This window comes from Arthrobacter sp. OV608, assembly GCA_900110595.1.
In the GTDB taxonomy this organism is placed as follows: Bacteria; Actinomycetota; Actinomycetes; order Actinomycetales; family Micrococcaceae; genus Arthrobacter.
This window is the reverse complement of record FOEZ01000004.1, coordinates 204542-225903: the sequence shown is the minus strand read 5'-3', so window position 1 is coordinate 225903 and position 21362 is coordinate 204542. Positions and strand designations below refer to the sequence as shown.

General features: G+C 67.6%; 14 protein-coding genes. All 14 read left to right on the top strand.

All coding sequences use genetic code 11. From position 1 onward, the window contains the following. Positions 1-31 precede the first annotated feature (31 nt). The 14 genes from BMX78_RS07625 (at position 32) to BMX78_RS07560 (ending at position 21362) form a co-directional block, all read left to right on the top strand. The gene (locus BMX78_RS07625) at positions 32-1003 is read left to right on the top strand and encodes an AAA family ATPase (RefSeq protein WP_091418322.1); all 972 of its coding nucleotides are present in this window, start codon (positions 32-34) and stop codon (positions 1001-1003) included. A gap of 52 nt (positions 1004-1055) precedes the next feature. Next, the gene (locus BMX78_RS07620; protein WP_091418320.1) at positions 1056-2387 is read left to right on the top strand and encodes a DUF58 domain-containing protein; all 1332 of its coding nucleotides are present in this window, start codon (positions 1056-1058) and stop codon (positions 2385-2387) included. Then, positions 2384-4966, top strand: a complete 2583-nt coding sequence (locus tag BMX78_RS07615; RefSeq protein WP_091418319.1) for a transglutaminase-like domain-containing protein — start codon at positions 2384-2386, stop codon at positions 4964-4966. Before BMX78_RS07620 ends, BMX78_RS07615 begins: the two co-directional genes overlap by 4 nt. After that, positions 4963-6492, top strand: a complete 1530-nt coding sequence (locus BMX78_RS07610; protein WP_353615431.1) for an RDD family protein — start codon at positions 4963-4965, stop codon at positions 6490-6492. Before BMX78_RS07615 ends, BMX78_RS07610 begins: the two co-directional genes overlap by 4 nt. Continuing rightward, entirely contained in the window at positions 6489-7529 is a 1041-nt protein-coding gene (locus BMX78_RS07605) for a PP2C family protein-serine/threonine phosphatase (protein WP_091418316.1), read from the top strand. The genes BMX78_RS07610 and BMX78_RS07605 overlap by 4 nt, the downstream gene beginning before the upstream one ends. Further along, on the top strand, positions 7516-9516 hold the full coding sequence (locus BMX78_RS07600) for an FHA domain-containing protein (protein ID WP_091418314.1): 2001 nt from the start codon (positions 7516-7518) through the stop codon (positions 9514-9516). Before BMX78_RS07605 ends, BMX78_RS07600 begins: the two co-directional genes overlap by 14 nt. Next, complete coding sequence (locus BMX78_RS07595; protein ID WP_091418312.1) at positions 9513-11216, top strand: serine/threonine-protein kinase; 1704 nt, start codon at positions 9513-9515, stop codon at positions 11214-11216. The genes BMX78_RS07600 and BMX78_RS07595 overlap by 4 nt, the downstream gene beginning before the upstream one ends. Positions 11217-11285: 69 nt before the next feature. Further along, positions 11286-11990: a hypothetical protein gene (locus BMX78_RS07590; RefSeq protein ID WP_091418310.1), complete on the top strand. Its 705-nt coding sequence runs from the start codon at positions 11286-11288 to the stop codon at positions 11988-11990. Further along, a complete protein-coding gene (locus tag BMX78_RS07585; RefSeq protein ID WP_091418308.1) occupies positions 11987-16432 on the top strand; it encodes a type VII secretion EssC family protein in 4446 nt (1481 codons plus the stop codon). Before BMX78_RS07590 ends, BMX78_RS07585 begins: the two co-directional genes overlap by 4 nt. Positions 16433-16552: 120 nt before the next feature. Next, the gene (locus BMX78_RS22725) at positions 16553-17167 is read left to right on the top strand and encodes a hypothetical protein (protein WP_139204895.1); all 615 of its coding nucleotides are present in this window, start codon (positions 16553-16555) and stop codon (positions 17165-17167) included. Between the two features lie 110 nt (positions 17168-17277). Further along, a complete protein-coding gene (gene ligA, locus BMX78_RS07575; protein WP_286138857.1) occupies positions 17278-19497 on the top strand; it encodes an NAD-dependent DNA ligase LigA in 2220 nt (739 codons plus the stop codon). Continuing rightward, the gene (locus BMX78_RS07570; RefSeq protein ID WP_502686278.1) at positions 19494-20324 is read left to right on the top strand and encodes an inositol monophosphatase family protein; all 831 of its coding nucleotides are present in this window, start codon (positions 19494-19496) and stop codon (positions 20322-20324) included. Before ligA ends, BMX78_RS07570 begins: the two co-directional genes overlap by 4 nt. A 104-nt stretch (positions 20325-20428) precedes the next feature. Then, positions 20429-20932 (top strand): GNAT family N-acetyltransferase, encoded by a 504-nt coding sequence (locus BMX78_RS07565; RefSeq protein WP_091418303.1) that lies wholly within the window; start codon positions 20429-20431, stop codon positions 20930-20932. A 46-nt stretch (positions 20933-20978) separates the two neighbouring features. Next, entirely contained in the window at positions 20979-21362 is a 384-nt protein-coding gene (locus BMX78_RS07560) for a RidA family protein (RefSeq protein WP_091418300.1), read from the top strand.

Sequence of the window (21362 nt, the reverse complement as noted above, 5' to 3'; positions counted from 1 at the left end):
CCTGACCATCACAGAAGGAAGAGCAAACCCCATGACCATGACCACCGAGCAGGCCGCCTGGTTTGCTGAAACCTTCGAAAAGCTCGTCGCCAACGTGGGGAAGGCCGTCCTGGGCAAGGAGCACGTCATCCGGCTGACCTTCACCGCCATGCTGGCGGAGGGGCACGTCCTGTTTGAGGACGCGCCCGGCACCGGCAAGACGTCCCTGGCCCGGGCTTTGGCGGCCACGGTGCAGGGATCCAACAACCGCATCCAGTTCACCCCGGACCTGCTGCCCTCGGACGTCACCGGCGTGACCATCTATGACCAGAAGACGCAGAAGTTCGAGTTCCACAAGGGCCCGATCTTCAACAACATCGTCCTGGCTGACGAAATCAACCGCGCCTCGCCCAAGACCCAGTCGGCCCTGCTGGAAGTCATGGAAGAATCGCGCGTCACGGTGGACGGGGTCACCTACGCTGCGGGGCGCCCCTTTATGGTGATGGCTACGCAGAACCCCATCGAACAGGCGGGCACCTACCGGCTGCCCGAGGCACAGCTTGACCGCTTCCTGATCAAGACGTCCATTGGCTACCCGGACCACGCCTCCACGGTCCGGCTCCTGGGCGGCTCGAACCTGAAGGACCGTTCCCTGGAACTCACCGCCGTCATCACCACCCAGGCTGTGGCGGACATGGCCGACCTCGCCGCCACCACCCACGTGGACACCGCGGTCCTGGAATACATCTCCCGGCTCTGCGAGGAGACCCGCAGCGTACCGGAAACCCGGCTGGGAGTCTCCGTCCGCGGCGCCCTGGCCATGGTGCGTGCCGCGAAGGTCTGGGCAGCGGCCCAGGGCCGGAACTTCGTCCTCCCCGATGACATCAAGGAACTCGCCCCCGTGGTGTGGACCCACCGCTTTGTGATGGACCCGGAAGCCGAGTTCTCCGGCGCCACCGCCGAAGCCGTCCTGACCCGCATCCTGGCGGACGTGGCCGCGCCGCAGCAGCGCACCAACGCCTGACCGCCGCACCCGGCTAACAGTCCATCCCCAGCAGCACAACGAAGGTTCACATATGTCCACCGGCACCCCGTTGACCCGGATCGCCGAGCGCCTCAGGCAACCCTTCCACCGGAACGGCCAGCCAACGCGCCTGCACCCGTCCGCCGTCTGGGCTGAGGCCAGCAGCACTGCCGGACTTGCCCTGGCACCCGCCTGGCGAACCGTCAAAGAAGCATGGCTCAAGCACGCTTGGCCCGTCCTCTCCGTGATCAGCGTGCTGGGCTGGTCCGTGCTGGCCGCCGCCATCCTCCTTTGGGCCGCAGGGCAGGCCTACGGCTGGCAGGAAGCAAAGGCCGCCGCCGTGGCAGCCTTTGTGATGTTTGTAATCGCCGTTGGCTTCATCCTCGGGCGCTCCACCTATGGCGTGGTCCTGGACCTGGCCCGCACCCGCGTTGCCGTGGGGGACAGCGCCGTGGGCAGCATCGCCGTCACCAACACCTCCAACCGGCCCCTGCTGCCCGCCGCCGTCGAACTGCCCGTGGGAGGTGTCACCGCGGTGTTCCACCTGCCCCGGATGAAACCGCAGCAGGTCCACGAGGACCTCTTCACCATCCCCACGGCCCGGCGTGCCGTGATCGTCGTCGGTCCGGTGCGCTCGGTCCGCGCCGACCCCCTGCACCTGTTGCGCCGCCAGGTCCTGTGGACCGAGCCCGAGGACCTTTTCGTCCATCCCCGCACGGTGGCCCTGGCCGGATCGGCTGCCGGCTTTATCCGCGACCTCGAAGGCATGCCCACCACCGATCTGTCGAGCGCCGACGTTTCCTTCCACGCCCTGCGGGACTACGTCCCGGGCGATGACCGGCGGCACATCCACTGGAAAACAACGGCGCGGACCAACAAGCTCATGGTCCGCCAGTTCGAAGAGACCCGCCGCGCCCACCTCGCCGTTTCCTTGTCCATCAACACGGACGAATACGCCTCGGAAGAGGAATTCGAGATGGCGATTTCCGCCGCAGCCTCCATCGGCCGGCAGGCCATCCGCGAGCAGCGCGAACTGGACGTCCTCACCCAGAAGGGGCCGCTGAGGTGCGAAACCGGCCGCAACATGCTCGATGACATGACCCGGATCGTGGGCGCCCCCATGCGCCGCACCGCCGTCGACCTCGCCAGGACGCTGGCCGACACCGTCCCCAACGCCTCCGTGGTGTTCTTTGTGGTGGGCAGCAACGTCACCGCCACCCAGCTCCGGTCCGCCGCCGCCTCCGTGCCGCCCGGGGTGCGCAGCCTCGCCGTCCGCGTGGAAGCGGGCGCCGCGTCCAGCAGGGCGAACATCGCCGACCTGACAGTACTCACCCTTGGCGACCTCGCCGACCTCGGCATCGTCCTCCGGAAGGCGGCAGCATGACCTCCGCACCAGGGCTGCGTCCGCGCACCACATCCGCCCGGCAGCAGACCCGCAGCGGCCTGCAGTCCGGCTTCGCCGACGGCCAGCCGCTCTGGCATTTCCTGCTCGACGCCGGCGCCCTGACCATCCTCCTGGGGCTGGGCCTGCTCGGCTTCGGCCTCAGTTTCGGCGGCGATCCCTACTATCTGGTGTCCGGCTTCGGCGGGATCATCCTGGGCCTGGCCATCGGCGTGGTCAACGCCCACCTGCGCCTTGGGCTGCTCATCACCTCGGCCCTGGCGCTCGGGGCCTACCTCGTCTTCGGGACCCTGCTGGCAGTGCCCGACTCGGCCATCGCCGGCTTTGTGCCCACCCTGGACTCGCTCCGGATCCTCCTCCTGGGCATTGTGTTCGCCTGGAAGGACATGCTCACCGTCGGGGTCCCGGTGGGAACTGCCGGCGGCGTGCTCATTGTCCCGTTCCTCAGCTCCATGATCACTGCACTGGTGGCAGGGATCCTCACCTGGCGGGCCAGGAGCCCGTACCTGCCGCTCATTCCGGTACTGGTCCTCTTCATTACGGGCATCGCTTTCAGCACCAACGCCGCCTTCCTTACCCTCGAACGCGGCATCGGCCTGACGGTGCTGGGCATCGCCTGGGCGACATTCCGCCGGGACGCCCTGCGGCGCAGCAGCAGCCGCAAGGTGGCCGTCAACAACCCGCAAACCGACTCCGCCACAGCCCAGCGGGCCAAGCTGCGCAGGTTGGGCATGGCCGCCGGCGTGATCGCCGCCAGCGTGGCTGTCACCGCTGTGTCCGCCCCGCTTGTGACCGCCGGGGGAGACCGGAAGGTCCTCCGCAACGTTGTGGTCCCTCCGTTCGATCCCAAGGACTACATCACCCCGCTGGCAAGTTTCCGCACGTTCGTCAAGGACAAAAAGGACGACACCCTCTTTGTCGTCAAGGGCCTCCCGCGGGACGGCCGCGTCCGGCTCGGTGCCCTGGACGCGTTCAACGGCACCAACTACAACATGGATCCCAACGGCTCGGGCAACTTCAGCAAAGTAGGCGACACCGAGTCCATCAACACCCTGGCCGACACTTCTGGAGTGGTCCCCACCAACGATTACTCCATCGGCATCACCATCGAGGACTACCAGGGCTTCTTTGTCCCAGGAGGCCGCAAGACCACCGGCATCAGCTTCGACCAGGGCGCCTCCGCCGCCGCTTCGGGCCTCTACTTCAACTCGGGCACTGATACCGCAGTGACCACCAACGGGCTGTCCAAAGGCGATTCCTACAGCGTCCAGGTGTCCGATCCGGTCAAGCTGGAACACGGGCAGCTGACGCAGTACGACTTCGCCCAGGTGTCACTGCCGGCCCCTGCCGAGGTGCCACCGGTGGTGGGATCCCAGGCCAACGACCTCTCTGCCGACGCACCTACGGCCATCGACAGGGTGCGCCAGATTGAAGCGCACTTCCAGAAGACCGGCGCCTTCAGCAACGGCCTGGTCAGCGAAGGGCAGCTGCCCAGCGTCTCGGGCCACGGGTCCGCCCGCATCAGGAACCTGCTGACGGCCAAGCAGATGCTGGGGGACGACGAGCAGTACGCAGTGGCGATGTCCCTGATGCTCCGGCACCTGGGCATCCCGTCCCGCGTGGTGATGGGCTTCTACCCCGAGCCGACCAGCCCCGAAAACGGGGCAGGGGAAGTAAAGATCACCGGCAAGGACGTGCACGCCTGGGTGGAGGTCGCGTTCGAGCGGGTGGGCTGGGTCAGCTTCGACCCCACCCCGCCCAAGGACAACGTGCCCATCCCGCCGGATCCCGAGAACAAGTCCAAGCCCAAACCGCAGGTGCTGCAGCCGCCGCCCCCGCCGCAGGAACCAGCGGACCTGCCGCCGGATTCCTCGCCGGACGCGCTGGACGCGGACCAGAAGAAGAACAACCCCTGGCTTTTCTGGGGTGCGCTGCTGGGCGCCCTGGGCGTGGCGCTGATCCCGCTGTCCATCCTCGCGTTGCCGCTGCTGCTGGTTGCGTTGCTGAAATCACGACGCCGGAAGTCCCGTTTCCGGGACGGTGACCCCGCGCAGCGGGTCGGCGGAGGCTGGAGTGAGGTGGTGAGCCTTGCCACGGACATGGGCGCCGCCGTCGACACCCGCTCCACGCGCCGCGAAAGCGCCGCCGTGCTCGCCGAGGCGTTCCCCGCCAGCGGCGGCACCACCACCATGCTGGCCAGGCGGGCTGACGCATCGATCTTCGGTGCCGGCCAGCCCAGCGAGGACGAGGTCCGGGAGTACTGGACCATCGTTGACGGGTCCTTGAAGGAGATGACCTCCACGGTGGGGTTCTGGCGCCGGCAGCAGGCACGGTTCTCGCCACGTTCCCTGCTCGCGGACGCCCGCACCCTCCTGGGCCGCCGCGGCGCAGGGCTGGCACTGCCTGTTCTGCCGTCCCTCAAGGGGAGCGGCCGCCGTCGTCCTGCCGGGCCGGAAGCGCCAGCGGGGCCCGCCGGACCCGACGCAGCGGCCGCACCCGCCGCAGCAGCTTCTGACGCAACAACCCCCGAGACCCCAACGCAAGGATCCGGAACCCAGTGATAGACGACGCAGGACGTTGCCCGCACTGCCGGCAACCCATCCGCGTCGGGGCTGCTTTTTGCAACGCCTGCGGCGCGCCCTTGCCCAACCGGTCGGCCCGCAGCCTTCGCCAGCCCCACCTGGTGGCTGAGCAGCACGCCGGTACCCCCGCCGCGCACCCGCCCCGGATTCCCGGTACTATCCCGGTAGTAGAAAGGCCGCAGGCATTTCCGGCGGCGGGCATCAACGCGGGCACAGGCCGGGGGAGCGCCGGCGGGTCCACCGTGCAGGTGGGGGCCGGTCCAGGGGGAGGAACGGGAATGGCAGTGAATCTTCAGCTTGTTCCAGCCACGGCGGGCAAGCGCCTTGGCGCTGCCGTGATTGACTGGCTCCCGCCCCTGGCTGTCCTCGTGGTGACATTTGCCCTCGGTTTCGCAGGCATCACCCGGACCCGCAGCGGCGGCTTCATCATCTACGACACCGCCTCATTGGTGCTGTTCGGCGGGATCGGGCTGGGACTGACCCTCGTGTACCTCTTTGTGGTGCTGGGGTGGGAAGCCCGGACCGGCAAGACCCTGGGGAACCTGTTGATGGGGATCCGCAGTGCGGACAATGACGGCTACGCGCCGGGCGCCGGTCCTGTTTTCCTGCGCGGCCTGGTCACCGGGGCGGGCATCCTGCTGGCGCTGCTGGCGGCCATCCTTGTGGTGGTCTTCCAGTGGTTCGCGGTTGCCTTTTTTGTGCTCGGACCGCTGATGCTGGCGGGAACGGTCTGGGCTGTGCTGGTGGTGGTCTCCAACAGCTGGGACAAAAATGGCCGGCTCCGGGGCTGGCATGATACTGCCGCGAAAACCCTCGCCTTCGACGTCAAGGCGGGCCGCAACCCCATCGCCACCGGCGGAATCCAGGGGCCGTACAGCTTTGCCCCGCTGGACCTGCCGCCGGTGCAGCAGGTGTTGTCGCCGGTGGCAGGCGCCAACGCGCCAAAGGTCATCGACGTCCGGCAGCCAGGCGCAAATTCCCTCCCGCACGTCCCCGGCCCCGCTGGTCCTGCCGCGGCTTCCGGAGCCGCTCCTGCCGCAGCGGCTCCGGCCCGGACGGTCCCCGCTGCGGTGCCTGTCCAGACAGTTCCGGAACCGCGCATCCAGCAATGGCACCCGGACGACGACGTGGACCGCACCCAGGTGCGCCCCGGCTCCGCAGCACCTGCACCGGTGGCGGTCCTGCGGATCAGGCTCGACGACGGCCGCGACTTCCAGCTGGACCGCAGCGTGCTGGTGGGCAGGAACCCTGTGGGCCAGGCAGGCGAACAGCAGGCCCAACTGCTCGCCGTCGATGACCCCGGCCGGTCCATTTCCAAGACCCATCTCCACCTGCTGACGGACGGGGCGGGCGTCTGGGTGACGGACCGGAACTCCACCAACGGCAGCGCCGTCACCACCCCCGACGGCCACCGCACGCCCCTTCAGCCGGGAGTGCCCGCATTTGTTACCCCGGGATCCAGTGTCCATTTTGGAGACCGTACCTTTTACCTAGGACAGGCATGAACCAACAGCCCGCAAGCGTTCCCTCCAGCACTAAACCGGGGGCAGGGCTCAGCCTGAGCGTCGGCCACGGGACGGACCGGGGACTCCGCCGGGAGTTGAATGAGGATTCGTACATTGCCTCCGATCCTGTCTTCGCCGTGGCGGACGGGATGGGCGGACACGAAGCTGGTGAGGTTGCCAGCGGAATGTGCGTCCGCGCACTGGCGTCGATACCCCAGCTCACTACGGGGGAGCGGAGCGTCACGGCTGCGGTCCTCCAGCAGTATCTGGTGAAGGCGGACGACTCCATTCGCGAGGCCACCGGCGCACGCGCCGGCACCACCCTCACAGGTGCCGTCATCGTGGAACAGATGGGCATGCCGTACTGGCTGGTGATGAACATTGGCGACTCGCGGACCTACCGCCTGAGCCAGGGCAGGTTCGAGCAGATCAGCGTGGACCACTCCGAAGTCCAGGAACTCGTTGACGCCGGGGAGATCACCGCAGAGCAGGCCACCATTCACCCGCGCCGGCACGTGGTCACGCGGGCGCTGGGGACCGGAGACGAAACCGAGGCTGACTACTGGCTGCTGCCCGTGGAGGAAGGCGACCGCATCCTCATCTGTTCCGATGGGCTTACCGGCGAGCTGACGGATGACCACATCTACCGGATCCTCAGCACGGTGGGCCACCCCCAGGACGCGGCGGACGCCCTGATCCAGGCTGCGCTTCGCAGCGGCGGCAGGGACAACGTCACGGTCATTGTGGTGGACGTCCGGAACGTCCTTAACGATGCCGGTGCAGCAACCACTGCGCCGCGCCCGGAGACGGCCGAAGACGAAACAACACTGCCCCGTACGGGCGCTGTAGATCGCACGGGCACCGTCGATTCAAGCACTGGGGAACCAGAGGCTGCGGAACCGGGAACTGTTGAAGCGGGCACGGTTGACGCGGGCGGTATTGAAGCGGGCACTGTTGACGCCGGCGGGGTGGAGCCGGAAGCCGTGGAATCGGGCCAAGCCGACGAGAGTGGGGAACCGGGCGATGACCGCCGTTAGTTACATCCCCGGGACCTGGCTGGGTATCGTCCGCTCCCACACGGCTGTCCTCCTGGAGCCGGACACCAAGCCGGCCCTCATTGCCGCACTCTGGGGCCTGCTCGAAAGCCGGCCGGAAGTGCACGAAGTCCTTCATGCGGTGACCAGCAGTTCCGGGGGATCGCTGGCCAACATCCCGTCCTTCGGCATCCTCGACTTCCAGGGACCACTGCGCGTCTTCCTGCGCGGGGACCTGGACGTCACTGTCCAGTCGGCCGACGGCCCGGTGGAGCTGAACGGCCGGGACGTGACCACCTGGACCGAGCGGCGGCTCGATCAGTCCGGGCTGTGCCGGCTGGTGATTCCCGCGGCGGGCCGGAGCCTGCACCCCGAGCCAGCGTCCCTGCACGCCGACCTGCCGGACCTGCCACTGGCGGAGGGCGTGGTGCTGCTGCAGTCCCTGGTCCTCACCCTCGGGGCCAGGGCCAGCGGCGCCGCCAGGCCTGCTCCCGCAGCAGTTGAGCCCGCTGTTGCTGCCGGAACCGCTGCTGCGGCGCCCTCTGCAGCCGACCCGGACGCGCCGGTTTTTGTAGCACCTCCGCTAGCGGAGCCCACCTCCGCGGTCCCGGGCCCCGTGATTGAAGCGTCCGAAGAGGCTGACCTTCCGGAGATCACTGTTGCTCCCGAGCATGGGGCGTCGGCGGAGACCGTTTATGCGGTCATTGATGAGGACTTCGAGGACGACGGCCTGGCCGAAACCGACGCTGCCCCGGAGTCAGGCGCTGACCCAGATTCAGGCGTTGACCCGGACCCGGAAGCTGCCCGGGAGGATGACGGCGGCGTCGGGACTGATGCTGCCCCTGGAACTGGTGCTGCTCCCGCGACTGAAGCTGGCCTCAGTGCGGCGCGGGAGGACACTACGTCCAGTGCTTCCGAACAGCCAGTGGCCAGCGAGATGACCAGCTCGTATGACCACCTGTGGGAACGGACCGTGGTCCGCAGGATCGAAGATGCCGCCGTCCGGGAAGAGCCGGAGCCAGCAGACCAGCCGGAACCTCAGGCGCAGGACCCCGAAGCCGCTGAACTGCGGGCCGTTGAAGATCAGGCCGTTGAACAGCAGGTGTCCGGGGAGTCATCGGAATCTGGCCCGGCCGATACCCCTGCCCGCCCGGAAGTATCCCCTGCGACGGCAGGCGCTCCGCCCGCCGTCGTTCCGGAAGCACCCTCCGCCGGTTCACCCAACTCCGCACCCACGGCCCCAACCAGCGGGCTGATCAACTCCGTGCCATGGCGGACGGCGGCCGGGGGCAGCAGCGAACCGGCGCCGCCGCCTGCAGTTCCCGCCCCCATGTTGCCGGCGGCACCCTCCACAGCCTCGGTGGCCCGAAGTGCAGCCGCCCCTGTTGTATCGGTTCCTGTTGCGCCCGCGGCGGAAGCAAACCATCCGGAATACGACGCCGACCACGACGGCCAGACAGTGATGAAGGGCAGCCTGAAAGGGATGGCCGCCCGGCCCGTCCGCACGGTGACAGACTCCTCTGAGGCGGCCGGGCCGCTGGTGCTTGCACGGCTCTGCCCTCAGGACCACCCCAATCCGCCCACCAGTGCCACTTGTGCGGCGTGCGGCGCGGGGCTTCTGCCCGACGCAGTCCAGGTGGCCCGTCCGCGCCTGGGACGGATGCGCATCTCCACCGGAGAACTCGTGGACCTCGACCAGTCGCTGGTGATCGGCCGGCAACCCTCGGTGTCCCGGGTCCAGGGCGGAGTGATGCCCCGGCTGGTCCAGGTGGCAAGCCCGGGAGGGGATATCTCCCGCTCGCACGTCGAAGTCCGGCTGGAGGGCTGGCACGTGATGCTCTGCGACCTCAAAGCCACCAACGGCACCGTCCTGGTGCGCGAAGGCCAGCCCCCGCGCCGCCTGGCCCAGAACGAGATGGCCATCCTTCTGGACGGGGACATCGCTGAACTTGGCGACAACATCTCTCTGCGTTTTGAGGAGATTCCTTGAGTTCCAAACGGCCGCCTGCGCCGCCGCCCCGTATCGCGGGGTTCACCTACATCAGCCTGCTGGGATCCGGCGGGTTCTCCGACGTCTACCTTTACGAACAAGACCGGCCCCGCCGAAGGGTGGCCGTCAAGGTGCTGCTCTCGGACCTGAAAACCGAAGGTGCGCGCCGCCGGTTCGAGTCCGAGGCCAACCTCATGGCCCAGCTGTCCTCCCACCCGTACATCGTCACCATCTTCGAGGCGGAGGTCACCGACGACGGGCACTCCTACCTGGCCATGGAGTACTGCTCGCGGCCCAGCCTGGACGTGCGGTACCGGCGGCAGCGGTTCAGCGTTGATGAGGTGCTGGCCGTCGGCATCCAGGTGGCGTCCGCCGTCGAGACCGCCCACCGCGCGGGCATCGCGCACCGCGACATCAAACCCGCCAACATCCTGGTGACGGACTACAACCGCCCTGCCCTGACCGACTTCGGCATTTCCGGGACCCTGGCCGGCGACGCCGACGAGGACTCCGGCATGTCCATCCCGTGGTCCCCGCCGGAACAGTTCACCGACGGCACCGTGGACGGCGTGATGGTGGACGTGTGGGCGCTTGGCGCGACGCTGTACACGCTGCTGGCCGGGCGGTCGCCCTTCGTGATGCCCGGCGCCGACAACTCCCAGCGCGAGCTGATCAGCAGAATCAGCAACATGCCCGTGCCCCGGCTGGGCCGCGCCGACGTCCCCGAATCCCTGGAACTGGCACTGTCCACGGCCATGGCCAAGTCACCCCAGTCCCGGTACTCCTCGGCCCACGCCTTCGCCCTTGCCCTGCAGCGCATCCAGGCTGAACTGAACCTTTCGGTCACGCCCTTCGAAGTTCTCGAAGAGCCGCACCAGGAGGACAGCCACCCGGACGACGGCGCCGAGGAAACGCGGGTTCGGAGCATCGCGGCCATCGACCCGGAGCGGACCGGCAGTGCGCCCACTTTCCCGGCCCGCACCCGGCCGCAGGTCCCCGCACAGGAGGCGCCGCCGTCGCGCTTTACCCCGCCGGCAGCCCTGGCGCCGCCAACGCCTGCTGCCCAGCCCCAGGACTGGACCCCGGCCACGGTCCTCCGTGGCGCTGCCGGCAGTGCGCCGGTTACCCCCGGACTTTCCCCGGACGGCAGGATTCAGGCCGGCGGGCCCCAGGACGGCAGGCTTCCCGACGGCGGAGACGTTGCCGATACGACGCTCCACCGGCCCGCAAAGGTGGACGAACCGGCCGAAGCCGCCGCTTCCGGCACTGACCACGGGAAACGCAACCTCTGGCTTGCCATCTCCGGCGGTACCCTGCTGGTCCTCGCCGCGGTGGTCGGCATCGTGATCGCCAACGCCGCACCGCAGGCGCCCAAGGCTACGCAGAGCCAGGAAGCCAGCAAGCCGCCGCCCGATGCGCTGGACAACGGCACCGTGCCCGACGTCGAAGGGCTCACCGGAACCCTGACCCCCGGCGGCGCCTCGTTCACCTGGAACAATCCGCAGCCCAAGCCCGGAGACACCTACAAATGGCGTGTCTACACCATCGGGGGCGGCGGCGAATACCAGTCCATCGCCCAGCCCCCCATCCAGGTGACGCCGAACCCGTCCGGGCAGACCTGCGTCCAGGTGATGATCGTCCGCTCGGACGGCGCCTTCTCACCGATGGAAGAAGCCTCCATCGCCTGCACCGGCCCATGACGGCGCCCCGATCCAGACACTTACACCAGCACGATTTACAGCGCTTTGCCCAATGAGGAGGCACAGAAAATGGGGGATCTAGCAATAGATTTCTGTGGTGAATGGTACGAACCCTCGGACGAGGATGTCTTCAACATCGGCCGCGAAGGCGACCTTGAAGTGGACGACAACCCGTACCTGCACCGGCAGTTCCTGCAAGTGGCCCGCTATGACGGGATCTGGTGGCTCAGCAACGTTGGCAGCATGCTTTCCGCCACCGTGGCCGACGCCTCCGGCGGCATGCAGGCCTGGCTCTCGCCCGGCGCCCGGATCCCGCTGGTGTTCAGCCACACAAACATCATTTTCACCGCCGGACCCACCACGTACGAATTCGCGGTCCACCTGAAGACGCCATCCTTCCGGCAGCAGGCGCGGGAGGAGGACAGCAACGGGGACACCACCATCGGCCCCGTGGTGTTCACGGATTCCCAGAAGGCACTGATCGTGGCGCTCGCCGAGCCGATGCTGCGGCGCGAAGGGACCGGCTTCAGTGCCATCCCGTCCTCCGCTGCCGCCGCCAAAACGCTGGGCTGGGCCCTGACCCGCTTCAACCGGAAACTGGACAACGTGTGCGACAAACTGGACCGTGTGGGCGTTGTTGGCCTTCGAGGCGGCGGCGGCAAACTCGCCACCAACCGGCGGGCCCGGCTGGTGGAGCACGCAGTCACGTCGCACCTGGTCACGGCCGATGACCTGTACCTGCTGGAAAAGATGAGGGGTGTGGACGAAGGATGAGGATCCGGCTGACACTCCGCCGGGACCCTGCCGACGCCAAGGACCTCGCCGTCACCGTGGACGGCCTCGCCACGGTGGCCGACGTTGCTGCAATCCTCTGGGCCGCCGACCCTGCCCGCAAGGGCACGCCCGTCCCGGACAACCTTTCGCTGAAGATCGATGAGGCCTTTGTGGGCGGCGGCATGCGCGGCAACGTCCTCGCCCGCGAGGACAACCTCCTCGAATCCGGCCTCCGGCCAGGCTCCGTGGTGTCCCTGGCGCAGGTCAGCGCGCAGTTCGGTGACTCCGGTGCCCCCCGCGGCCCCGCGGCCGCCACACTGCGCGTGCTGTCAGGGCCCGACATCGGCCGCGAATTTTCGCTGCCATCCGGCACCAGCTACATCGGCCGGGACCGGGACGTGGACATCCGGCTCTCCGATCCGCTGACCTCCAAACGCCATGCCCGCATCACGGTGGGCGAAGGCGTGGAAGTCGTTGATACGAACTCCGCCAACGGGCTCCTGATGGATGGCCTGCCGGTCACCCGGGCCACGTTGAACTCCTCGGACACCGTCACTCTGGGCGACACCACCATCACCGTGGTGCCGCTGGGACACAACCAGGCCGCCGCGCCCACCTCGCCTTTGGTGGACTTCAACCGTTCACCCCGGGTGGTTCCCCGCTTTGAGGAACCGAAGCGCGTCCTGCCCGCCGGACCCAAACGCCCCGAAGACCATCCTTTCCCCTTCATCATGCTGCTCATCCCGCTGTTGATGGGTGCGGTGATTTTTTCGGTCAGCAACAACCCGCTCTCGGCGGTGTTTATGCTGATGATGCCGCTGTTCGTGGTGGGCCATTTCGTGGACCAGAAGATGAGGACCAAGCGCCAGCAGAAGGACCAGCTCAAGCATTTCCGCGCCTCCATGGCCGCCTTCCGCGAGGACATCACCGAACTGCAGCACGTGGAGCGTGCCGTCCGGCTGCAGGAGGCACCCTCCGTCAGCGACACCGTTAATGCCATCTACAAACTGGGTCCGCTGCTGTGGACCCACCGCCCGGAACACAGCGGCTTCCTGGGCCTGCGGTTCGGCCTGGGCACCGTGCCGTCGCGGGTCCTCCTGGAGGAGCCGGCGAACAACGACACCGAGGTGGAGTACGCCCGCGAAATCCAGGACTGCATCAAGCAGTTCCGGGACATCGAAGGCGTGCCGGTGGTATCCCAGTTCCGGACAGCCGGGTCCCTGGGCATCGCCGGCGCCCGCGGGCTGGTGGACGATATTGCCCGCGGCATGGTGCTCCAGCTCGCAGGGCTGCACTCACCGGCCGAGGTGGTCCTCACAGCCATCACCTCCGCCCAGTCCAGGGACCGGTGGAACTGGCTCCAGTGGCTGCCGCACGTCGGCTCCGGCCACAGCCCCCTGTCCGGCGACCACCTGGCCGCCGGTTCGGCAGGCGGCGCATCCCTGGTGGCCCGCCTCGAAGACCTGGTGGAAGCCAGGGAAGCCGCCGCCAAACGCTCCGGCCCCGCCCTTCGCCCCGCCCTGGATCCAGCCAAGGACGAGGTGGAGGCACCGGTGGTGCCTGCCGTGCTGGTGGTTGTGGAGGACGATGCCCCCGTGGACCGGGGGCGTCTTACCCGGCTCGCCGAACGCGGCCCGGATGCCGGCGTGCACGTGTTGTGGGTGGCCACCGATGTGCAGGCCCTGCCCGCTGCCTGCCGCGACTTCATGGTGGTGGACGGCGACCACGGCACCACCACCGGACAGGTCCGGCTGGGCCGCCACACCTACCCCGTCAGCTGCGAGAGCGTTGACGCCGAACTTGCCGGGCAGCTGGCCAGGATGCTGACCCCGGTGGTGGACGTCGGCAAACCTGTCACCGATGATTCCGACCTCCCGCGGGCCGTCTCCTATGCCACCCTGATCGGAAAGGACTTCCTGGACAACCCCCAGGCCGTCGCCGAACGCTGGACGGAAAACAACTCCGTTCACAGCAGCGCCGTAGCAAACCGCAAGGACAACGGCACGCTCCGCGCACTGGTGGGCTCCAAAGGCGTGGAACCGCTGTACCTGGACCTGAAGAACGAGGGCCCGCACGCCCTGGTGGGCGGAACCACCGGTGCCGGCAAGTCCGAATTCCTGCAGTCCTGGGTGATGGGCATGGCGGCGGCGTACAGCCCGGACCGGGTCAGTTTCCTGTTTGTGGACTACAAGGGCGGGGCCGCTTTCGCTGACTGCATCAACCTGCCGCACACGGTGGGACTGGTAACGGACCTTTCGCCGCACCTGGTCAGGCGAGCGCTGACCTCGCTGCGCGCCGAACTGCACTACCGGGAGCACCTGCTGAACCGGAAAAAGGCCAAGGACCTGCTGGCGCTCCAGCGCGAAGCCGATCCGGAAGCGCCACCCTACCTGATCATCATCGTGGACGAATTCGCCGCGCTCGCCAGCGAGGTCCCCGAGTTCGTGGACGGCGTGGTGGACGTTGCCGCGCGCGGCCGGTCCCTGGGCCTGCACCTCATCCTGGCAACCCAGCGCCCGGCCGGGGTGATCAAGGACAGCCTGCGCGCCAACACAAACCTTCGGGTGGCGCTGCGGATGGCCGACGAAGACGACGCCACGGACATCCTGGGCGTCCCGAACGCCGCCTACTTCGACCCCGCCATCCCGGGACGGGGCGCGGCCAAGACCGGTCCCGGCCGGATCCAGGGCTTCCAGACCGGCTACGCCGGCGGCTGGACCACGGACAAACCCCAACGGCCGCAGATCGACATTGTGGAGATGGCGTTCGGCTCCGGCCCCAACTGGGAGGCTCCCGCCCCGGAAAAGCCCATGCTCGAGGCGCCGGCAGGCCCCAACGACATCGCACGGATGACTGCCACCATTGTCCGCGCGGCCGGCTCGCTTGCGATCGAGCCCCCGCGCAAACCGTGGCTGGATGAACTGGCCAAAACCTACGATTTCTCCAGGCTGCCCAATCCCCGTACGGACGAACAGTTGCTCCTCGGGGTGGCTGACGATCCTGCCAGGCAGGCCCAGCCCACCGTGTTCTACCAGCCGGACAAAGACGGCAACATGGCCATCTACGGCACGGGCGGATCAGGAAAATCTGCGGCTTTGCGCGGCATCGCGATCGCCGCTGCAGTCACACCCCGCGGCGGGCCAGTCCACGTCTACGGAATCGACTGCGGATCCTCCGGGCTGCGGATGCTGGAGGAGCTTCCGCACGTGGGCGGGATCATCAATGGCGACGACGTGGAACGGGTGGGCCGCCTGCTGCGCCTGCTGCGGGACATCGCTGAGCAGCGGTCTGCTGCTTTCGCCGAGGTACGTGCCTCCACCATCGTGGAGTACCGAAAGCTCGCCAACCGGCCCCATGAGAAGCGGATCTTTGTCCTGGTGGACGGTATGTCGGCCTTCCGCGAGGCGTATGAACACAGCAGGCTGTCCGGTCTGTGGGACATTTTCCTGCAGTTGGCCACCGACGGCCGTACCCTCGGCATCCACCTGATGGTCACCGGGGACAGGCCCAACTCGGTCCCGGCCTCATTGCTCGCTTCCATCCAGCGGCGCCTGGTCCTCCGGCTCTCCTCTGAGGACGACTACATGTCCATGGATGTTCCGCGGGACGTGCTCGGCGCCGGCTCCCCGCCCGGCCGGGGGCTGCTGGACGGGCTCGAAGTGCAGCTTGCCGTGCTGGGCGGGAACTCCAACCTTGCCCTGCAGGCCCGTGAAGTGCATAAGCTCAGCGAAGCCATGCTGCGCCAGGGCCTGGAGTCCGCCCCCGGCATCGAGAGGCTGCCGGAGCAGGTGGATCTGGACGTCCTTCCCGCCGGCGGCCCGGACCTGCCCGTGATCGGCGTCGACAACGAAACGCTCCGCCCGGCTGAGGTCATGGCACGGGGACCGCTCCTCCTCGCCGGCCCGCCGGGCGCCGGGCGGACCGTCGCGCTCGTGACCCTGGCCTACGCCCTCCGACGGTCCAACCCCGGCACGGAGCTCATCTACATCGGGGCCCGCCGGTCCGCCGTCGCCTCCCTGCCCATCTGGAACCGCTCCGTGGTGGGACCGGACGACGTAGCCGAGGTAGTGGAAGACCTGGTGGAGCACTCCTCGGGTAACCCGGGGGCTCTGGCCATCTTCATCGAGGGGCTGACGGAATTCACCGACACCATGGCAGAGTCCGGCGTGGGCCGGCTGGTGACAGCGTCCATTAAGGCGGACCAGTGGGTCATCGGTGAATCCGAAACCTCCACCTGGTCCTCGGCCTGGTCCCTGGCCCAGCCCTTCAAATCCGGCCGGCGGGGCCTGCTGCTGAACCCCGGCGACATCGAAGGCGACAGCCTGCTGAACACATCGCTGGGCCGGACCGGCACCGACTTCATCCCCGGCCGCGGGTACGTGGTGGGGCGCGGAAAGGCGCGCAAAATCCAGGTTGCGCTGCCGCCCGAAAACAGGGACTGACACGCCTAAAACAGCAGGGCCGCGGATCCGGTGGATTTGCGGCCCTGCTGCGCGGTGTAGAAGACTACCGGGGACACCAGAAAGCCGCGGTGGGGGACTGCGCGCATCGAAAGGTAGCAAATGACCCCGTCCTCACCGGTTCTCCGCGTTGCTTCGACGACGGCATCAGCAGCAGTCCTGGCCATCACCCTTGGCCTCTTTCCCGCCGGCCCGGCTTCCGCCCAAACTACGGAACCCACGCCCGCATCCACAACATCTCCGGACCAGTGTTTCCTGGTGTTCTGTGGGGCAGAGCCCGCCGGCGATCCCAAGCCCGCGGAGCCCACCCGGACCCGGAAACCGAGGGAACCGCAGAGCCCGCCGGCTCCGCCCGCGGATCCTGTGACGGCGGCTCCCGAGCAGCCGGCTCCGTCGGTGGCTCCTCCGGACCACACTGTTCCCGTGCCTGTTGCCCCGGCGGCGGAACCGGAAGAATCCACCAGCCCGTCCGCCGTCACCGCCACCGGATCTTCTGTTTCTCCGCCGCCCACCGGCGCATCCAGCGGCCAGGACTGGAATACGCCCGTCACCCGTTCTGCGCGGGCCAGCCGGGTGGCTGCTGTCACCCCTGGCCGTGATCCCGGTTCCGGTGATCCTGCCGTCCTGCCGACCATCGCCGGCGTCCTGTTGCTGGGCGCCGCCGGTTCCTCCTTCCTGTGGTGGGGCAGGAACCGGTCCCGCCTCCGGGCCCACTAGGTAAAGGGTCATGGGTTCGAAACCCCGCTGACGTGCCTTGATGGCAAGATAGGTCTGTGAGTACAGGACCAGGCCCCGCAGAACAGACCGCCACCCGCACCACCGAACCCGTGGAACCGGAAGAAACCCCCACCGACTCAATCCGCGAGGAATACGAGAACCTCGTGGACCTGGTCCGGAAATACCGGTTCGCGTACTACCAGGAAGACGAACCCCTGGTCTCCGACGCCGAATTCGATGACCTGTTCCGGCGGCTGGAGGAAATCGAGGCGCTGCATCCGGAACTGGTGTCCAACGACTCGCCCACCCAGGAAGTGGGAGGGGAAGTCTCCGCCGCCTTCGCTGCCGTGGAGCACCTGCAGCGGATGTACAGCCTCGAGGATGTTTTTTCCCTCGATGAACTTGAGGCCTGGCTCACCAAAGCGTCGGCCAGTATCGGGAAACTCGGTGACGGATCGCAGCAACCGGCCTGGCTGACCGAATTGAAGATTGACGGGCTCGCGGTCAACCTGCTGTATCGGGATGGCAAACTGGTCCGCGCCGCTACCCGCGGCGATGGCACCACGGGGGAGGACATTACCCACAACGTCCTCACCATCAAGGAGATCCCGCAGGAGTTGAGCGGGGAAGGGTTTCCGGCGGAGATGGAAATCCGGGGCGAGGTGTTTATTCCGTCCCAGGCCTTCGCCGAGTTCAACGAAGCGCTGATCGAAGCAGGCAAAGCGCCCCTCGCCAACCCGCGCAACGCCGCAGCGGGTTCATTGCGCCAGAAGGACCCGGCCGAAACAGCCAAACGGCCCCTGAAGATGTTTGTCCACGGCATCGGCGCCCGCGAAGGGCTCCAGGCGCGCAGCCAGTCCGAAACGTACGCCGCACTGAAGGCCTGGGGCCTGCCGGTGAGCCCGTACTCCGAAGTGCTGGGGAGCCTTGACGAGGTCCTTGACTTCATCAAGCGGTATGGGGACAAGCGCCACAAACTGCTCCATGAGATCGACGGCATCGTGGTCAAGGTGGATGACTTCGCGACCCAGCGGGCCCTCGGCTACACCACTCGGGTGCCGCGGTGGGCCGTCGCCTACAAGTACCCGCCGGAGGAAGTGCACACCAAGCTGCTGGACATCCAGGTGAACGTGGGCCGCACCGGCCGCGTCACGCCCTTCGGCATGATGGAGCCGGTCAAGGTGGCCGGGTCCACCGTGGAAATGGCCACCCTCCACAACCAGGACGTGGTCAAGGCCAAGGGCGTGAAGATCGGCGATATCGTGGTGCTCCGCAAGGCCGGCGACGTCATCCCCGAAATCGTGGGCCCGGTCCTTGCCCTGCGCGATCAGCAGGATCCTCCGGTCCGCGACTTCGTGATGCCCACCGAGTGCCCCTCCTGCGGCACGCCCCTGGCTCCGGCCAAGGAAGGCGATGTGGACATCAGGTGCCCCAACTCAAAATCCTGCCCGTCGCAGCTGCGGGAGCGGGTGTTCCACCTTGCCGGCCGTGGCGCCTTCGACATTGAGGCCCTCGGCTGGGAAGCTGCCATCGCCCTCACCCAGCCGGCCGAGCCCGAGGTTCCGCCGCTCACCACCGAAGCTGCGCTGTTCAGCCTCACCCCGGAGCTTCTGGCTGACGTCCGCATCAGGCGTGAGAAGCGCAGCAAGGGGGTGCCCACCGGGGAGTTCGAACTGGTGCCCTACTTCTACAGCAAGGGCACGGCGAAGTCTCCGTCCAAGCCCACCGCCACCACCGAAAAGCTGTTCAAGGAGCTGGAAAAGGCCAAGACCCAGCCGCTGTGGCGGGTCCTGGTGGCCCTGTCCATCCGGCACGTCGGCCCCCGGGCATCGCGGGCGCTTGCGCAGGCCTTCGGCAGCATGGACGCCATCCGTGCTGCTTCGGAGGAAGACCTGGCACATGTTGACGGTGTGGGCCCTACCATTGCAGCCGCCCTGAAGGAGTGGTTTGCCGAGGACTGGCACGTTGACATCGTGGACCGCTGGGCTGCAGCCGGTGTCCGCATGGAGGACGAGCGGGATGAGTCCATGCCGCGGACCCTGGAGGGTCTCACCGTGGTGGTGACTGGCTCCCTGCCGAGCTTCAGCCGGGACGAGGCGAAGGAGGCCATCCTGCTGCGCGGAGGCAAAGCCGCAGGTTCCGTCTCCAAAAACACCAGCTATGTGGTGGCCGGCGAAAACGCCGGAACCAAGCTGGACAAGGCTGAACAGCTGGGCGTCCGCGTGCTGGATGAGGACGGCTTCCGGCAGCTGCTGGCCGGGGGTCCCGCTGCGCTGGGGGATGGCACTGGTGCCGCGGCGGAACCGGCAGAGGCGGAGGCAGCCTCATGAGCGGCGCCGGGGCAGCACTGATATCGCCGGCCGAACTGTTGGAGGTGGCCAGGGAAGCCGCGGCGGCGGGCGCCCAAGTCCTTGCCGGCCGGAACGGTGACGCGCTCCAGGTCAGCAACAAGGGCGATGCCGGCGATTGGGTGACCGCATTCGACGTCGCCGCTGAAAACGCCGTCCGCGACGTCATCGCGGCTGCGCGGCCGGGGGACAGCATCACCGGTGAGGAACACGGGACCACCAGGCCGGCGGAGGCCAGCGGCTACCGCTGGTCCATCGATCCGCTGGATGGCACCACCAACTTCATCCGCAACATCGTCTACTACGGCACCTCCGTTGCGGTGGCGGATGCCGACGGCGCCTGGCTGGCCGGCGTCGTCAACGCCCCTGCACTCGGCCGCATCTACTACGCTGCCCGCGGCCAGGGTGCGTGGCTCGAAGAAGCCGGAACCCGGACGCGGCTGGAAGGCCCCGTACCTGGGCGCAAGGGGCAGATCCTTGCCACCGGCTTCAACTATGATCCGCTGGTCCGCTCCGAGCAGGCCGCCCAGTTTGCCGGACTGCTGGAGGGGTTCGCCGACGTCCGCCGGCTGGGATCCGCCGCGCTGGACCTGTGCATGGTGGCGGACGGCACGCATGACGCCTTCGGCGAACGGGGGCTGAACGAGCATGACTTCTCGGCCGGCGCACTGATCGCGGAGGAAGCAGGGTGCTGGGTCCGCCGCCCCCGGCTGACCAGCCCACTGGATGGCGGGCCCACGGACGAGGAACGGCTTGACGCCTGGACCTGCGCGGCCAGCCTGGAGCTGTCCGGCAAATTTCCGCTCTGACTGCCGGTGCCCGCCAGGACTGCCGGTCCGCCCTGAATGATAGTTCAGTCACGGAAAGCCGGGTTTAGCAGGGTGGTACTGGTCAGTACCACTACCATTGATGGGTGCCTTCGCAGATAACCGTCCGTCCTGCCGTCGAATCCGATTTCGACGCCGTTGCCCGCATCACCAGGGATTCCTACCTGGCTGCCGGGTACTTTGACGACGCCGGGCACCCGTATATGCGCAAGGTCCAGGACGTCGCAGAGCGCGCCGGCCAGGCCACGGTCTGGGTGGCTGAGCGGGGCGGAGACGTGGTGGGGTCGGTGACCGTGGCGTTGGCGGGCGAGCCGTACGCGGACATCGCCCTGCACGACGAGTTGGAGTTCCGCATGCTCGTGGTGGATCCGGCTGTGCAGCGCAGCGGCGCGGGAAAGGCCATGATGGCTGCCATCGTGGACCACGCCAAGGCGCTGGACGGCATCAACGCCGTCTCGCTGACCACCGGAAGCACCTGGGAAAGTGCCCGCGGCCTGTACAACAAGACCGGCTTCGCCCGGGTGCCGGACCGTGACTGGTTCGTCCCCGGAACTGACATAAAACTGCTGGTTTACCGGCTGGACCTGTAGCCGCCCTAAAGTGGTGCCGACTCATTCCAGCTTTGAAAGGCCCACCATGCGCAAAACCTTCGGCACCGGCTCCGTCTGGGAACAGACCCTCGGCTACTCTCGCGCCGTCCAGGTGGACAACACCCTGTACATTTCCGCCACCGCAGCCAGCGGCGAGGACGGCATCGTGGGGAACGATTTCTACACGCAGACCCAGTTCATCCTGCAGAAGCTCGGCAAGGTCCTCGCGGATGCCGGCTTCAGCTTCGAGGACGTGGTGCAGTCCAAGCTGTACCTGACGGACATCAGCAAGTGGGAAGAAGCCGGCCGCGCGCACGGTGAAGTGTTTGGCGACATCCGGCCCACCCTGTCCCTGGTCCACGTCCTGCCCTTCCTGGACCCCGAAATGCTCGTCGAAATCGAACTCGTAGCCCAGAAGAGCGCGAACTAA

Excerpts from the sequence above, each read along its gene's own strand:
- BMX78_RS07570 (WP_502686278.1), top strand. The coding sequence starts at position 19,494 with ATGAGCGGCGCCGGGGCAGCACTGATATCGCCGGCCGAACTGTTGGAG.
- BMX78_RS07620 (WP_091418320.1), top strand. The coding sequence starts at position 1,056 with ATGTCCACCGGCACCCCGTTGACCCGGATCGCCGAGCGCCTCAGGCAA.
- BMX78_RS07615 (WP_091418319.1), top strand. The coding sequence starts at position 2,384 with ATGACCTCCGCACCAGGGCTGCGTCCGCGCACCACATCCGCCCGGCAG.
- BMX78_RS07605 (WP_091418316.1), top strand. The coding sequence starts at position 6,489 with ATGAACCAACAGCCCGCAAGCGTTCCCTCCAGCACTAAACCGGGGGCA.
- BMX78_RS07585 (WP_091418308.1), top strand. The coding sequence starts at position 11,987 with ATGAGGATCCGGCTGACACTCCGCCGGGACCCTGCCGACGCCAAGGAC.
- BMX78_RS07600 (WP_091418314.1), top strand. The coding sequence starts at position 7,516 with ATGACCGCCGTTAGTTACATCCCCGGGACCTGGCTGGGTATCGTCCGC.
- BMX78_RS07590 (WP_091418310.1), top strand. The coding sequence starts at position 11,286 with ATGGGGGATCTAGCAATAGATTTCTGTGGTGAATGGTACGAACCCTCG.
- BMX78_RS07560 (WP_091418300.1), top strand. The coding sequence starts at position 20,979 with ATGCGCAAAACCTTCGGCACCGGCTCCGTCTGGGAACAGACCCTCGGC.
- BMX78_RS07625 (WP_091418322.1), top strand. The coding sequence starts at position 32 with ATGACCATGACCACCGAGCAGGCCGCCTGGTTTGCTGAAACCTTCGAA.
- BMX78_RS22725 (WP_139204895.1), top strand. The coding sequence starts at position 16,553 with ATGACCCCGTCCTCACCGGTTCTCCGCGTTGCTTCGACGACGGCATCA.